Origin of the sequence: Streptomyces sp. NPDC051913 (assembly GCF_044593635.1) — a bacterium.
Lineage (GTDB): Bacteria > Actinomycetota > Actinomycetes > Streptomycetales > Streptomycetaceae > Streptomyces.
In genome coordinates, this window is the sequence record NZ_JBIUCI010000012.1 from 276,409 (window position 1) to 291,725 (window position 15,317).

At 70.4% G+C, this 15,317-nt stretch carries 11 protein-coding genes and 1 pseudogene; 10 read left to right on the forward strand and 2 right to left on the reverse strand.

Annotation, left to right across the window (positions count from 1 at the left end; genetic code table 11):
* Positions 1 to 42: 42 nt before the first annotated feature.
* From ACIHIX_RS32540 to ACIHIX_RS32560, 5 genes are all read left to right on the forward strand, one after another.
* The gene (locus tag ACIHIX_RS32540; RefSeq protein WP_399962481.1) at positions 43 to 1,581 is read left to right on the forward strand and encodes a CHAD domain-containing protein; all 1,539 of its coding nucleotides are present in this window, start codon (positions 43 to 45) and stop codon (positions 1,579 to 1,581) included.
* A 128-nt stretch (positions 1,582 to 1,709) separates the two neighbouring features.
* Positions 1,710 to 2,492: a VOC family protein gene (locus ACIHIX_RS32545; RefSeq protein WP_399962483.1), complete on the forward strand. Its 783-nt coding sequence runs from the start codon at positions 1,710 to 1,712 to the stop codon at positions 2,490 to 2,492.
* Positions 2,493 to 2,586: 94 nt separating this feature from the next.
* A complete protein-coding gene (locus ACIHIX_RS32550; protein WP_399962485.1) occupies positions 2,587 to 3,024 on the forward strand; it encodes an NfeD family protein in 438 nt (145 codons plus the stop codon).
* A gap of 29 nt (positions 3,025 to 3,053) precedes the next feature.
* The gene (locus ACIHIX_RS32555; RefSeq protein WP_399962487.1) at positions 3,054 to 4,148 is read left to right on the forward strand and encodes an SPFH domain-containing protein; all 1,095 of its coding nucleotides are present in this window, start codon (positions 3,054 to 3,056) and stop codon (positions 4,146 to 4,148) included.
* A gap of 133 nt (positions 4,149 to 4,281) precedes the next feature.
* Positions 4,282 to 5,196: a PfkB family carbohydrate kinase gene (locus ACIHIX_RS32560; RefSeq protein ID WP_399962489.1), complete on the forward strand. Its 915-nt coding sequence runs from the start codon at positions 4,282 to 4,284 to the stop codon at positions 5,194 to 5,196.
* Positions 5,197 to 5,274: 78 nt separating this feature from the next.
* Here the strand turns inward: ACIHIX_RS32560 and ACIHIX_RS32565 are convergent, their stop codons facing one another.
* Positions 5,275 to 7,119: a hypothetical protein gene (locus ACIHIX_RS32565; RefSeq protein WP_399962491.1), complete on the reverse strand. Its 1,845-nt coding sequence runs from the start codon at positions 7,117 to 7,119 to the stop codon at positions 5,275 to 5,277.
* Positions 7,120 to 7,268: 149 nt separating this feature from the next.
* Here ACIHIX_RS32565 and ACIHIX_RS32570 point away from each other — a divergent pair.
* Positions 7,269 to 7,667, forward strand: a pseudogene (locus ACIHIX_RS32570) (glycoside hydrolase family 43 protein); the annotation flags it as partial.
* 51 nt (positions 7,668 to 7,718) lie between these two features.
* Here ACIHIX_RS32570 and ACIHIX_RS32575 read toward each other — a convergent pair.
* The gene (locus ACIHIX_RS32575) at positions 7,719 to 8,759 is read right to left on the reverse strand and encodes a LacI family DNA-binding transcriptional regulator (RefSeq protein ID WP_399962493.1); all 1,041 of its coding nucleotides are present in this window, start codon (positions 8,757 to 8,759) and stop codon (positions 7,719 to 7,721) included.
* Positions 8,760 to 9,092: 333 nt separating this feature from the next.
* Between ACIHIX_RS32575 and ACIHIX_RS32580 the strand changes: the two genes are divergently transcribed.
* From ACIHIX_RS32580 to ACIHIX_RS32595, 4 genes are all read left to right on the forward strand, one after another.
* Positions 9,093 to 10,040 carry a carbohydrate ABC transporter permease gene (locus tag ACIHIX_RS32580; RefSeq protein WP_399962495.1) on the forward strand — a complete coding sequence of 316 codons (948 nt, stop codon included), beginning with the start codon at positions 9,093 to 9,095 and terminating at the stop codon, positions 10,038 to 10,040.
* Positions 10,037 to 10,858: a carbohydrate ABC transporter permease gene (locus ACIHIX_RS32585; protein WP_399962497.1), complete on the forward strand. Its 822-nt coding sequence runs from the start codon at positions 10,037 to 10,039 to the stop codon at positions 10,856 to 10,858. Before ACIHIX_RS32580 ends, ACIHIX_RS32585 begins: the two co-directional genes overlap by 4 nt.
* Before the next feature lie 43 nt (positions 10,859 to 10,901).
* Positions 10,902 to 12,167, forward strand: coding sequence for an ABC transporter substrate-binding protein (locus tag ACIHIX_RS32590; protein ID WP_399962499.1), 1,266 nt, complete (start codon positions 10,902 to 10,904; stop codon positions 12,165 to 12,167).
* Between the two features lie 68 nt (positions 12,168 to 12,235).
* Positions 12,236 to 15,286 (forward strand): family 78 glycoside hydrolase catalytic domain, encoded by a 3,051-nt coding sequence (locus ACIHIX_RS32595; protein WP_399962501.1) that lies wholly within the window; start codon positions 12,236 to 12,238, stop codon positions 15,284 to 15,286.
* The last annotated feature ends 31 nt before the right edge of the window (positions 15,287 to 15,317 follow it).

Consider the following 15,317-nt stretch of genomic DNA (forward strand, 5'->3'; position numbering starts at 1 on the left):
CCGCACCTGTTTGAGCTGGGCCCAGGCGTGTACGCGAGAGACATGACCTCCTCGCAGCGTGAGACAGAGCGAAAGTACGAGGCCCCTTCGGCCGACGACACCTCGTGGCTTGCGGACCTCGTCGGTGTGGCCGCCATCGAGGCGGTCGTGGCACAGGGCATCGACGAGCTGGACGCCGTGTACTTCGACACGGAGGACCTGCGCCTGGCGGGCGCCTCGGCGGCCTTGCGGCGCAGGACGGGTGGCGTGGATGCCGGATGGCACCTGAAGCTGCCTCTCTCGGGGGACACCCGGGAGGAGGTGCGGGCCCCACTGTCCGACACACTTCCCGACTCTCTGAGCGACCTTGCTCTGTCCCGCACCCGAGGAGCGGAGCTGACGCCGGTCGTGCGGATCCGCTCCACCCGGGAGACCCGCGGCCTCGTCGACGGCGACGGCACGGTCCTGGCCGAGCTGACCCTCGACAGGGTCCGGGCCGAGTCCCTGCGCGGGCTGCCCACGCTGGCCGTGTGGACCGAGATGGAAGTCGAACTCGCGCAGGACACCGATCCCTCGCTGCTCGACGCCGTGGACAAGACGCTGCGGAAGAAGGGCATCGACCGCGCGGACCGGCCGTCCAAGCTGGCCCGTGCTCTGGAGGAGACGGGAGTGGGCGGGCCGCGGCTGCCGGACGAGCGGGTCGAGACCGTCGTGCCAGGCTCGGCCGGTGACGAGGTGCTCCGGTACCTGGACGAACAGGTGCGCGCCCTGGTGAACCTGGATCCCGCGGTCCGCCGCGACCGGCCCGACGCGGTGCACAAGATGCGTGTCACCTGCCGTCGGCTGCGCAGCACCCTGCGCTCCTACCGTTCGGTACTGGACCGTGCGGTCACCGACCCGATCCGCGACGACCTCAAGTGGCTGGGCGGCGAGATGGGCGCCGAACGCGACCAGGAGGTCCTCATGGAACGGCTCGCCTCCCGCGTCAGGGCCACGCCGCGCGAGCTGGTCCTCGGCCCCGTCACCGCCCGCCTTCAGGCATGGAACGTCGCCAACGCCTCCGCGGCACACCGGCGCACCCTCGACGCCCTGGGCAGCTCCCGCTACCTGGCCCTGCTGGACGCGCTGGCCGCGCTCACCGAGCAGCCGCCCCTGCGGCGCAAGGCCGCCCGCAAGCCCGAGAAGGTGCTGGTCAAGTCGATCCTCAAGGAGTACGAGCGGCTCGCCGACCGAGTGACCCACGCGCTGGAACTCGCCCCGGGAACGGAACGCGACACGGCCCTGCACGAGGCCCGTAAGGCGGCCAAGAAGACGCGCTACGCCACCGAACCGGCACGCGCCACGCTCGGCAAGCCCGCCAAGCGGCTCGGGAAGCGCGTGAAGGCCGTCCAGAAGGTGCTCGGTGATCACCAGGACAGCGTCGTGGCACGGGACGCCCTGCGGAGTCTGGCCCTGACCGCGCACTCCGCGGGGGAGGCCGGCTTCACCTGGGGTCTGCTGTACGGCCAGGAACAGGCCGTGGCCGCGGAGCGCGAGCGGGAGCTCCCGGCGGTGTGGGCCGAAGCGTCGAAGCCGGGCCTGCGCAAGGCGCTCGGCCACTGACACCCGCCCCTACGGGCACCCCCGGCCGGGTGAAACAGCCTCGGCGGTCCGAGGCGGTGCGATGAGCCCTGTCGCAGAGGGCGGCATCGTTGCGGAGTCCCGACATCGGACTGCGCAGGAGGAAACGCATGCTCGGCACCGACTTCCGCACCGGATCACCCAACTGGATCGACCTCGGCAGCCCCGACATCGACGCGACCGCCGCCTTCTACGGGGCCGTCTTCGAGTGGCGGTTCATTTCCGCGGGGCCCGACGCGGGCGGGTACGGGTTCTTCCAGAAGGGCGCGAAAATCGTCGGCGCCCTCGGCCCGCTGACGGAGGAGGGCGCCAAGTCGGCCTGGACGACGTACTTCCAGAGCGACGACATCCAGGCCACCGCGCGGGATGTGCTCGCCGACGGGGGCACTGTGCGCGCCGAGCCCATGGACGTCATGGGCGAGGGCTGGATGGCCCAGTTCACCGACCCGCAGGGCGCGGAATTCGCCGCCTGGCAGCCCGCGAGGACGAAGGGCCTGGAGGTCGCCTCGGAGGACAACACGCTGGTGTGGACGGAACTGCACGCCGGCGACCCGGAGGCGGCGATCCGCTTCTATCAGGGGCTGTTCGGCTGGCGTACCCAGGAGATGCAGGCTCCCGGGATGACGTACCAGGTGCTCAGCATCAAGGACGGCGACCAGCAGGAGGGCTCCTTCGGCGGTGTGGCCCAGCTCCAGGACGGCGGGGAGGACGCGCGCTGGATCCCGTACTTCGCCGTGGCCGACGCCGACACCATCGAGACGAAGGCGCGGGAGAACGGCGGTTCGGTGCTGATGCCGGCCACGGACGTGCCGGATGTCGGGCGAATCGCCTGGCTGGCCGACCCGGGCCGGGCGGTGTTCGCCGTACTGAAGCCGAATCCGCGTCAGGGATGACAGCCGCCCCCGAGAACGCCGGGTGCAGGGCTCGTCCCGCCCGGCGTTCCGGGCGGTAACTTGGTGGAGGATGCCCCCGAAGGAGGGCGATGGGATGCCATGGTTCGTGTGGCTGCTCCTTGCCGCGGCGCTCGGCGTCGCGGAGTTCTTCACGCTGACACTGGTCCTGGGCCTGTTCGCGGGCGCGGCGTTGGTCGCCGCCGTGGTCGCGGGGGTGGGCATCGGGACCCTCGGACAACTCGTGGCGCTCGGCGTGACCGCGTCGGCGGGTCTGCTCCTCGCCCGCCCTGTCGCGCTGCGGTACATGGCGGAGACCCCGCTGATGCGCGACGGCAGCGACGCGCTGATCGGCAGGCGCGCCGAGGTCGTGCAGGAGGTCACCGCGACCCGTGGCCTGATCAAACTCGGCGGCGAGGAGTGGACCGCCCGGGCCCTCGACGAGAGCCAGGTGATCCCGGTGGGGGCACTGGTGGACGTCATGGAGATCCAGGGCGCCACCGCCATCGTCTACCCCCGCGAGCTGCTGCCCTGAGCGTCTGATCGCACGGTTATGGAGGCACTGTGGAACCAGTTGTCATCGCCGTTGTCGTGGCGGCCATCGTCATCGTCTTCCTTGTCGCCTCCACGGTGCGGATCGTGCCGCAGGCGCGCCGCTACAACATCGAGCGGTTCGGCCGATACCGCCGCACGCTGCAACCGGGCCTCAACCTGGTGCTGCCGGTGGCGGACCGCATCAACACCAAGCTCGACGTGCGGGAGCAGGTCTATTCGTCCGACCCCCGACCGGTGATCACCGAGGACAACCTCGTGGTGAACATCGACACCGTTCTCTACTACCAGATCACGGATCCACGGGCGGCGGCCTACGAGGTCGCCGACTATCTGCAGGCGATCGACCAGCTCACCGTGACCACGCTGCGGAACGTCATCGGCAGCATGGACCTGGAGGAGACACTCACCTCCCGTGAGGAGATCAACTCCCGGCTCCGGGCCGTCCTCGACGACGCCACCGGAAAGTGGGGCATCAGGGTCAACCGTGTGGAGATCAAGGCCATCGACCCACCGCACACCATCAAGGAGGCGATGGAGAAGCAGATGAGGGCCGAGCGTGACAAGCGCGCGGCGATCCTGCACGCCGAAGGGGAGCGGCAGGCCAAGATCCTCACGGCGGAGGGCACGAAGCAGAAGGACATCCTGGAGGCGCAGGGCGCGCAACAGGCCATGATCCTGCGGGCGGACGGCGAGGCGAAGGCGGTGGAGCTCGTCTTCCAGGCGGTCCACCGCAACAATGCCGATCCGAAGGTCCTGGCCTACAAGTACCTGGAGACGCTGCCGCACTTGGCGGGCAGTGACAACAACACGTTCTGGGTGATCCCGGGAGAGCTGACCGAGGCGGTCCGGACCGTCACCCGTGCGTTCGGCGACCAGTCGACGGCGACTCCGGCCCCTGCGGCGCGACCCGAAAACGCCGGCCCAGTCGGCGCCGGTGCGGCATCGGACGAAGCCCGCGGTCCCGCACTCGAATCGGGCTCGGCGGTTCTGCTCGACGCCGCCAAGGCCGCCGACGAGGCCGGGAAGGAGGCCGCCGCAGCCGTGAACGACGCCAAGGCGGAGGCCGAGGCCGCACAGTCCACGACGGTGTCACGTCGGGCGTAGACATACGGGGCGTCGGGGTTCTGACGCCTTCCGTGTGCTCGCGGTGGGTAGGGTGCGGCTGAGGTGACGCGTACACCTGGCTGCTGCCTCGCCATGGCTCCGTGCTCCGCAGACACCTGGACGGTCGACCGACGTGCCAAGACGCCCTGAGGGACTGTTCGTCGGCCTGTGCACCTTCGACGTCGTCCAGCTCGTCGACCATGTGCCGGGCGCGGACGAGAAGGTGACGGCGCTTCGGCAGACGGTGGCCGCGGGCGGGCCGGCGGCCAACGCGGCCGTGTCCTTCGCGTACCTCGGTGGTGCGGCCACGCTGCTCACGTCGGTCGGGTGCCACCCGCTGGGTGTCGTGGCCGCGGGGGAGTTGCGGGGGCTCGGGGTGACGGTGCGGGACCTGTCGGCCGACTCGGCCGCGCCGCCCGCCGTGTCCTCGATCCTGGTGACCGCGTCCAGCGGCGAGCGGGCGGTCGCGTCGACCAACGCGTCGGGACGCCGGCTCGCGGTCCCCGATGACCTGGCGGCGCTGGTGTCGGGGTACGACGTCGTCGAGTTCGACGGACATCACATGGAGCTGGCGGTGGCCGTCGCGCCAGCCGCACGTGCCGCCGGATGCCGGACCGTTCTTGACGGCGGCAGTTGGAAAGAGGGCACGGAGCAGCTGCTGGCCTCGGTCGACGTGGCCGTCTGCTCGGACGCCTTCCATCCGCCCGGGACCTCAAGTCCCGGGGAAGTCCTACGGTTTCTGCGGGAGCGCGGGGTCACCTGGGCGGTGGTGACCCGGGGCGGGCGGCCCCTCGTGTGGGAGGGGCCGAGCGGCGGCGGCACGGTGGACGTGCCGGACGTGCGGGTCGTGGACACGCTCGGCGCGGGTGACGTGCTGCACGGCGCTCTCGCTCACCGGCTCACGGAACAGGGTGAGTTGACCGCGCGGGGATTCGCGGCGGCGCTGCGCGAAGCCGCCGTATGGGCCTCACGGTCCTGCACGGCGTTCGGCACACGGGACTGGATGCGGGAGGGGCCTTCGCCGTCCGGGACTTCGTCGCTGCCGTGAGGTCCGGGACGGCCGTGCTCACGTGAGGGAACACGCACCCGCTTCCCGGAGACGTGGCGGCGAGGAGCGGAGCAGGTGTCACGGGGCGTAGGTGATGTGCGGGCGGGGCGGGGTGGACATGCCGGATCCGAGGAAGTAGTCGACTTGGTGGGACTGCATGTACCCCTTGAAGGTCATGGCGTTCCGGTAGGCCGGGTTGTGCGCGAGGGTGTAGAGCCGGGTGGTCGTGGGCCGGTTCGTGGTGAAGATGATCAGCTCGTCGTAGGTGGAGTCGGTGTACATCGCCTCCTCGCGCCAGTCGCCGAGGATGTCGCCCACGAAGAGGGGGTTGATGCCCTGGGAGGCGTCGACGGCACCGTAGTTCCAGGTGCTCACCAGTCGCGGCACGCTGCCGGTCGACGTCGGGTTCAGCGGGTCCCACTTCTCGATCTTGCCGTCGTTGAGCAGTTCCGCCGTGAGGTCGCCGTCCCACCACAGGCCCAGTTGCGGCCAGGGGCGCTTGGCGGTGTCGGGTTCGGTGAGGGCGTCGGTGCGTGCGTTGTACAGGCCGGAGAACGACCAGACCTCCATGCCCGGGTAGCGGGAGTCGATGTCGGCGGCCATGCCGCGTCCGACATCGGCGGGGCCGCCGTAGTGCTGCCAGATCAGGGCGCCGGTGGAGGCGTCGTAGTAGTACTCCAGCAGTCCGCTGGGGTTGTCCTGCTGGACGCCGTAGCCCTCCAGGCCGGGGCGGCTCGGGTCCATGTCGGCGATGTGGAAGCGGTCGCCGTGGACGATGCCCTTGGGGCCCATGGAGTAGCGCAGGGTGCCGTCGCCGTTCAGGACGAACCCGATCTCGGCGATCTCGTCGGTGCCGTCTCCGTTGACGTCGATGGCGCGGGTGTTGTGCCCGTCGGGTGCGTCCTGGCTGCCGCGTTGCCAGGTCCACTGGCGGTCCAGTGAGGCGCCGTCGTACTTCCAGGCGCCGATCATCAGGTTGAACGCCCCGCCGTCCTGCCGGTTCTTCATGAAGGCGACCAGGCTGGGGGTCGTGCCGTCGAGGTAGGCCACGCCGAGGCGGGCGGCGAGCGGGCCGTCGGACAGATAGGTCGTGGGGATCGACGAGTACCGGCTGAGCGCGCCGGTGCGGCCGTCGAGGACCGCCATCCACTGCCGGGAGTCGTCGGCGTGCGTCCAGGTGGTCCCGTCGCCGAAGGTCACGCCGTCGGCGATCTTCAGGGCGACCTCGGCGTCGCCGTCGCTGTCGAAGTCGTAGACCGTGACACCGTCCCAGTTGCCGACGTCGACGGTCGACGAGCCCGGCTCGATGTTGTCCTGGTTCTGGCTGTTGGGCCCCAGGTTCACCTGCCAGAGGAAGGTCCCGTCACCGCGGTACGCCTCCAATGTCTGGGGGGAGGTCTGGCGGTCGATCACGTAGTCGTACGCGCCGTCGCCGTCCAGGTCTCCGACCCAGGCGAACTTCACCGGGCCGCCGGAGCGCAACGGCACGCGGACCACGGGCTCGGTGGCGTGGTTCGCCGTCAACGTGAAGGCACTGCTGGGTGTTTGTTCCTGGCCGCCGACGACCGGGGTCACGCGGTAGCTGTTGGACCTGGTCAAGTCGGCGGTCGCGTCGGTGTAGTTGGTGCCGCCCGTCAGCACGCCCGCGTTGAGCCTGGTGTACGCGCCGCCCGCGGTGGAGCGGTACACGTTGAACCCGATGCCCTCCGGGTCCAGGCCCAACAGGCGCCAGGAGACGAGCACTTGGGTGGAGCTGCTGCGCACCGCAACGACTCCGCGGCCGAGGTTCTCCATCACCCGCGCGGACGGTGCGGCCGTGTCGGCGGACGCGGGATCGGTGGGGCCGACGGCCCAGAGGGAGGCGAGGGCGAGTAACGCGGCGGCGGTGGCGGCGCCCGCGCGAGACGATAGTGACGTAGGCATGACAACCTCTTCGATGCGGAGGGGTGCCGGGGTGTCAGGGTGCCGGAGCGGTTAAGCGCTTTCGGTCGAGATGGAAGCATCGTGGCGTGTTGGCGTCAAGGAGCATGCCGAAGTGGGCTTCTTCTACGCTGAAAACGCTTGCATACCCCACGCCGGCCGACGCGGGGGAGGGGCGCGGGGGCCTGACCGTCCGGCTCGACGAGCGGCATCACTACGACATCGAGGCCGCCGCCGGTGAGGTGCGGGTGATCGCTCGCATCGGCCCGTTGAGCACGGTCGTCGCGTCGGGGCCGCTACCGCCGGGGCCCGTGGTCCTCAGGATCGACGTGGCCGCCGTCGAGGCCGTGCGCGACGCCCGCACCGGGCCCGACACCGTGTCCCTCGGCTTCGAGCAGGCGGACGGCACCTTCGCCGAACTGGCCTCGCTCGACGGCAAATACCTCTCCACCGAGGTCGCGGGCGGCTTCACCGGCCGGGTCCTCGGCATGTTCGCCGCCTCCGGCTCGGTCCACTTCGACTGGTTCGACTACGAACCCCTCGACGGGTGAGACGGCGGCCCGCCCGGTCACACGGGAAGCGCCCGCCCGGGCGGCGTCGCCCTACCCGCTCACGGCCGCGGTGGTGCGGCGGGCGACCAGCGTGGGGGAGAGCTTGATCTGCACGGAGGTCTTGGCGCGATCGGCGATCCGCTCCAGCAGCAGGCGCACCGCGTTGCCGCCGATCTCGTGCCCCGCCTGGTCGACGCTGGTCAGGGAGATGGGGCTGAAGGAGGCGAACGTCGTGTTGTCGTACCCGGCGACCGAGATGTCGCCGGGAACGGACAGCCCGGCGTCGGTGAGCGCTTCCAGGGCGCCCATGGCGACGATGTCCGCGCCGGCGAAGACGGCCGTGGGCCGTCGCGGACGGGCGAGCAGTTGCCGGGCGCCCTCGTATCCGCCCTGTTGGGTGTAGGTGGTGGAGACGATGTCGATCTCGTCGGCGAGGCCGTGCGCCCGCATGGCGCGCCGGTAGCCGTCCGCGCGCTGGGCGTTGGGCATCTCCGCGATACGCGTGGGGTCGGTCTCGTGGTGCTCGATGTGAGCGATACGGCGGTGGCCGAGGCCGACGAGGTGATCGACGACCAGGGACGCGCCCGCCATGTCGTCGTCCGTGACGGTGTCGTAGACGGGGGAGTGCCCGTGCCGGCCGACCACGACGGTCGGCACGGCGGAGGCGACGTGCTCCAGGTGGGCGCGCGAGGAGACGGGAGCGATCAGGATGATGCCGTCCATCCCCCGGTCGATCATGGCCTCCGTGACCCGGGCCTCGGTCTGCTCGTCGTTGCAGCCGCCGGGGCCCAGGAAGACCTGGTAGTCGGTGTCGGCGAGGCGGCCGGTGACGCCGTCGACGATCTCGGGGAAGAACGGGTTGCGGATGTCCGGGAGCATCACGCCGATGGTGTACGTCTGTCCGCGCAGGCCCCGCGCGGCGGCCAGCGGCCGGTAGCCGAGCTCGTCGATGGCGCGCCGCACCTTGGCCCGCATCTGGGGGCTCGCCCCATAGGCGTTGCGCAGCACTTTGGACACCGCGGTGGTGGACACCCGCGCATGACGGGCCACGTCGACGATCGTCACGCGACGTGCGGGCTTGGGCGGCTCCATGCGGCTTCCTCCGGTGCCGTGGGCAACGTTGGCGGAAAGTGTACGGAGAAAGTCCTCCCCGGGTAAGTGCGATCACCGGAGCGGGATCGGTTGGGCGGGGGCGGTGCCGTAACAATCCTGCAGCGTGCGCGGCATCTTGACGTCATGCGGCGGGCTCTCTAGGGTCTGGCACCACCCGATGGGAAACGTTACCCGTCAGCCCCCAGAGGGTGCGCGTTCCGCTGTCGTCCGCAGCCCACAACACAACATTCCCGGCGGGTGCCCTCACTCCGCCGAGCCGCTCCAGCCCGCAACGGGCAGGCTTTGAATCGTTTCAAGGAAGCAGGTCCGCCCGTGACCCTCGCCCCGACCGCCCAGCTCCCGGACCGTGACCACTCCCCGGACCCCGCCCCGGGCACCCCGGCCCGCCGGGCGCGCACCACACCGCCCTGGTGGTTCATGGCGCCGGCCCTGCTGCTGTTCGCCTTCGTCGTCCTCGTTCCCAGCGCCCGCGGGCTGTACTACGCGTTCACCGACTGGGACGGCCTGGACCCCGACTTCTCCTTCGTCGGCCTGGACAACTTCGCCGAGATGACCCGGGACGCCGACGCGGTCCAGGCCATCTGGCGCACCCTGCTCATCGCCGTGGCCATCACGATCGTGCAGAACGCGGTGGGGCTGCTGCTGGCCCTCGGCGTCAACTCGGCCATCAAGTCCCGCAATCTGCTCAGGGTCCTGCTGTTCGCGCCCGCGGTGGTCACCCCGATCGTGACCGCCTACCTGTGGCGGAACCTGCTCGGCCCGGACGGAGCGGTCAACAGCCTCCTGGGCGCCGTAGGACTCGACGGCTTGCGGCAGGACTGGCTGGGCAGCCCCGACCTGGCCCTGTGGACGATCGTCGCCGTGATCGTCTGGCAGTACGCGGGCTATTCGATGGTCATCTTCCTGGCCGGACTGCAGTCGGTGCCCCCGGAGATCCACGAGGCCGCCTCCCTCGACGGCGCCGGACCCGTGCGCCGCTTCTGGTCGGTGACCCGGCCGCTGCTGGCCCCGGCCTTCACGATCAACCTGCTGCTGTCGAGCATCGGCGGGCTCAAACTCTTCGACCAGGTCTACGCGTTGACCGGCGGCGGCCCCGGCCACGCGACCGACACCCTCTCCACGCTCATCTACAAGGACGCCTTCACCCTCGGCGAGTTCGGCTACAGCATCGCCCTCGCCGTGGTCCTGACGATCGTCGTCGCCCTCGCCTCCACCGGTCAGTACGCCCTGCTGGCCCGCAGCGAGAGGGCCGCCTCGTGAACCGCTACCGCCCCCGCACCCTCGCCCTCGAACTGTCGATGATCGCCATCGCGCTCACCGTCGGCTTCCCGGTCTACGTCCTGGTCAACCTCGCCGTGAGGCCGGCCTCGGACACCTCGTCCCCCATCAGCCCGACCAGCTCGCCGACCCTGGACAACTTCACCACCGCCTGGCAACAGGGCGCCCTCGGCGGGGCGTTGGCCAACAGCCTGCTGGTGACGGCGTGCAGCGTCGTGATCGTGCTGGCCGTCTCCTCCCTCGCCGCCTATCCGCTGGCCCGCATCACGGCCCGCTGGTCACGAGGCACCTATCTGCTGGTCCTCCTCGGCCTCGTCCTGCCGTTCCAACTCGCCTCGCTGCCGCTGTACCAGACCATGCGCGACCTGGGCCTCCTCGGCACCCCCTGGGCGCTCGTGCTCTTCTACTCCGGCCTCCAGGTCCCGTTCACGGTCTTCCTGTACGCGGGTTTCCTGCGCGCCCTGCCCCGTGACTTCGAGGACGCGGCGCTGATCGACGGCTGCTCCCCGCTCCAGAGCTTCCGCTACGTCGTCCTGCCCGTGCTCAAGCCCATCACGGTGACCGCGCTGGTCCTCAACACCGTCACCATCTGGAACGACTTCTTCACCCCGCTGCTGTACCTCAGCGGCAGCGCCCAGCAGACCATGCCCGTTGCCATCGCCGGCTTCGTCGGCCAGTACGTCACCGACTGGAACCTCATCTTCGCCGCCCTGGTGATCAGCATCCTGCCGGTCCTGCTCATCTACTTCCTCCTGCAACGCAGCATCATCAACGGCTTTGCCGGAGGGCTGCGGGGATGACGTCTCGCCCTCACCCCGCCTTCTGCTCCGCAAGGGAGACCCCATGAAGACACGCACGCTCACGGCCCTCGTCGCCACGGCGACGGCCACCGCCCTGCTGGCCGCCTGCGGTGGCGGCACCAAGTCCGCGTCCGGCGGCGGCGGTTCCAAGACCCTGACGCTGGCCTCGGTCGACCAGGGCTCCATCGAGGACGTCGTCAAGGCGTTCGAGAAGGCCAACCCGGGCGTCAAGGTCCGCTACACCACCAGCGGCGCCGACCAGTACCAGCAGCAGATCCGCACCCAACTCGCCTCGGGCACCGCACCCGACGTGATGTCGGTGTGGCCCGGCAACGGCAACCCCGGCGCCACCCACGTCCTCGCCAAGCCCGGCTATCTGCGCGACCTCTCCGACCAGCCGTGGGCCGCGAAGATGCCGGCGGCGATCAAGTCCGTCGCCCAGTGCGAGGGCAAGACGTACAACGCGATCTTCGGCCAGAACGGCATCGGCGCGGTCTACAACGAACAGGCCCTGAAGAAAGCCGGCCTCACCCCACCGGACACCTGGACGAAGCTGCTCGCCTTCTGCCGCGACGCCAAGGCCGAGGGAACCCCCGCCTTCGCCCTGGGCAATCAGGACAACTGGGTGACCCAGCTGGTGCTGTACGCGCTGGTCGCCACCACCGTCTACGGCCCCGACCGGACCTTCGACCAGAAGATGCAGGCGGGCCGGGCCACCTTCGCGAAGTCGCAGTGGGCCACCGCCCTGGACAAGTACCTGACGATGGAGAAGACCGGCTGCTTCCAGAAGAACCCGCTGGGCACCAACTACGAGGCCAGCCAGCAGCTCGCCGCCACCGGCAAGACCCTCGGCATCGTCCAGGGCAACTGGGTCATCGCCCTGCTCAAGGGCAAGAACCCCGAGGGTACGTTCACGCTCAAGGCGCTTCCGGCGACCGACACTCCCTCCCAGACCCTCGTCCCGGCCGCGGCAGGCGCCGGATACGGTGTCAACGCCAAGGCCAAGAACCCCGAACTGGCCCTGAAGTTCGTGAAGTTCGTGATGTCGCCCCAAGGCATGAACCTGTTCGTCGAGAAGCAGGGCGGCCTGCCCTCCCTCCCGGACACGGACTACCGGGCCGACGCCTCGCTCACCGAGCTCTCGGCGTTCGTCACCGCCAACCGCACCGTGCCGTTCATGGACCAGCTGTGGCCCAACGCCAAGGTGCAGCAGACCATGCTCAGCGGCCTCCAGGAGATCTTCAGCGGCCAGAGCACGCCGGAACAGCTCCTCAAGGACATGGACAGCGACTACCAGGCCGGCTCCTGACCGCCGGGCCGGGGCCCGAAGGGCCGACGGAGTGACCGATGAAGCACCCGAGAACCGAAGGAGTGACCATGCCGAAGGACCGACGGGACCCGGCCGGCACGACCGGCGCGGCGCCCGCCGGGGCCGCGCCGCGGCGCCCCGTGGAGGAGGGCGAAGTGTACGGACTGACCGTGGAACACCGCACCGACCCGCTCGGCGTGGACGCCGCACGCCCCCGCTTCGGCTGGCGCATGCGGTCCGCCGGGCGCGGGCGGAGCCAGGGCGCCTACGAGATCCTCGTGGCGAGCTCACCGGGCAAGCTGTCCGGTGACCGCGCCGACGTCTGGAGCAGCGGCCGTGTCCCGTCCGCCGACTCGGTGGCCGTCCGCTACCGGGGGAAGCCGTTGCGGGCCGCGACCCGCTACCACTGGACCGTCAACGTCTGGGACGCCGAGGGCCGCTGGATCGGCAGCGGCCCCGTGGCCTGGTTCGAGACGGGCCTGATGAGCACCGACGGCGTCACCGGCTGGGACGACGCCGAGTGGATCGGGATGAGCGGCAAGAAGCCCCACTCGCCCGGCGCGCCGATGCTGCGCACGCAGACGCGCCTGAAGGGCCGGGTCCGTGAGGCGCGGCTGTACGTCTCCGCCCTCGGCGTCTACGACGCCTACGTCAGCGGGCACCGGGTGACCGTCCCGCAGGACGGCGGCACCACCCTCGAACTGCTGCCGCCCGGCTGGACGAACTACGACGTCCGCGCCGACTACCTCACCTACGACGTCACCCACCTCGTCGCCCGGGACCCGGTCGTCACCCTGGCGGCCGTCCTCGGCAACGGCTGGTACAACGGCCGGATATCCGAGGGCAGTACGTACTGGTCCGAGGACGGCAACGCCCTCGCCCTGAAGGCCAAGCTGCTGATCCGCTACGCCGACGGCACCACCGAGTCCGTCGTCACCCGGCCGGACGGCACCTGGAAGGCCACCGACACCGGCCCCTGGCGCGCCGACGACCTCTACGACGGCGAGACCTACGACGCCCGCGCGGAACTGCCGGGCTGGACGTCCTCCGGCTACGACGACTCGGCCTGGTCCGACACCGAACGCGTCCCCTACACGGCCAGGTACCCGGACGCCCGGCTCCTCGCCTATCCGGCCGAGTCCGCCCGGCTGATGAGCCGCTGGGACCGCCGGCCTCGGTCGGTCACCGTGTACACGGGCGTGACCGGTGCGGGCCGGGGCCGCGTGGTCGTCGATCCCGACCGGACGGTGACCGACCCGCTCAGGGCCGCCTCCGCCCAGGTCGTGATCGGCGCGGGCGACACCGCGGTCTTCGACCTGGGCCAGAACATGGTCGGCGTACCGCGCTACAGCGTGCGCGGCCCCGCCGGTGCCCAAGTCGCCTTCCGGTTCGGGGAGATGCTCAACGACGACAGCGCCGGCGCGGACGGCCCCGAGGGCTCCGTCTACCGGGCCAACCTCCGCACCGCCCAGGCCACCAGCACCTATGTCCTCAAGGGTGACCGCGACGGCGAGACCCACCAGGACTCCCTCACCTTCTACGGCTTCCGCTACGCGTCCGTCACCGCGACCGAGACGGTCACCATCACCCGGCTGACGGGCAAGGTCGCCACCTCCGCGGTGTACGAGACCGGGGCGGTCACCACCGACGACCCGGACACCAACCAACTGATCAGCAACATCCGTTGGGGCCAGCGCGGCAACTACCTGTGGGTGCCCACCGACTGCCCCCAGCGCGACGAGCGCCTCGGCTGGACGGGCGACACCCAGGTCTTCGCCACCACCGGCCTCTACAACGCCGACGCCGCCCCCTTCCTCGCCCATTTCCAGGACACGGTCGTCGACTCCGCGACGCTCTACGGCATGGACAAGGCCCAGTTCACCGGGGTCGCACCCGGCGGACGCTACAACTGGCCCGGCGGCGGCAGCGGTTGGGCCGACTGCGGGGTCGTACTGCCCTGGACGCTGTGGCAGATGACCGGCGATCCGCAGGTCGTCGAGCGCAGCTGGCCCGCGATGACCCGCTACCTCGACTGGATCCGTCAGCAGACCGGCGACACCTACGCCGGACAGGGCTCCCTCACCGGCGACTGGCTCGCCCCGCAGCAGACCAGCGCCCAGCTGATGAGCGACGTCTACTACGGCTACACCGCTCACCTGATGGCCCGGATGGCCCGCGCCGTCGACCGCCCGTCGGAGGCGTCCGCCTACGAGGAGCTCTTCGCGGGCATCAAGCGGGCCTTCATCGCCAAGTACCTGAGCACCGAAGACGGGACGGTCACCCTCCGGTCCAGTCTCGGCGAAGCCTCCCCGATCGAACCGGGCGCCGACCCGGACCGGACGACGGAGGACAACACCCAGTCCGCCCTGCTGTGGGTGCTCAAACTCGGCTTCTACGACACCGAGGCCCAACGCCGGTCCCTCATCGGCCACTTGGCGGACAACATCGGCAACGACGCGGCCTACAAGGCGGCCCACCCGGACAGCAGCCGGGTCAAGTACGCCGAGAACACGCTGTCCGTGGGCTTCCTCGGCGTCAACGTCCTCGCCCCGGTCCTCAGCGACGAGGGCCGCACCGACCTGGCGTACCGGCTCCTCCACCAGGACGCGATGCCGTCCTGGCTGTACTCGGTGAGGAACGGGGCCACCACGGTGTGGGAGCGCTGGAACTCCTACTCCGGGGACGACGGCTTCGGCCCGGTCAGCATGAACTCCTTCAACCACTACGCCTACGGCGCCGTCATGGAGTGGATGTACGCCTACATGGCCGGCATCGCCCGCGCCCCCGACCACCCCGGCTTCAAACACTTCCGCCTCCAGCCGCACCTCGACCCCACCGGGCGGATCACCCAGGTCTCGGCGGCCCACGAGTCGCCGTACGGCCGGATCAGGAGCGAGTGGACGCTCGACGAGGGAGGCGCGGCCCTCTCGTACGACGTCCAGGTGCCCGCCAACAGCGAGGCCACCCTGCGCCTTCCGGCCGCCTCCGCCGACGCCGTCCGCGAGGCGCGGACGCCGTTGGCCGACGTCGACGGGGTGCGCTTCCTCGGCCATGCCGACGGTGTGGCCTCGTACCGGCTGCCCTCGGGCTCGTACCACCTCACCAGCAGGCTTCGATGAAACGTTTCATACAACTCGCTTCCGATGAGGG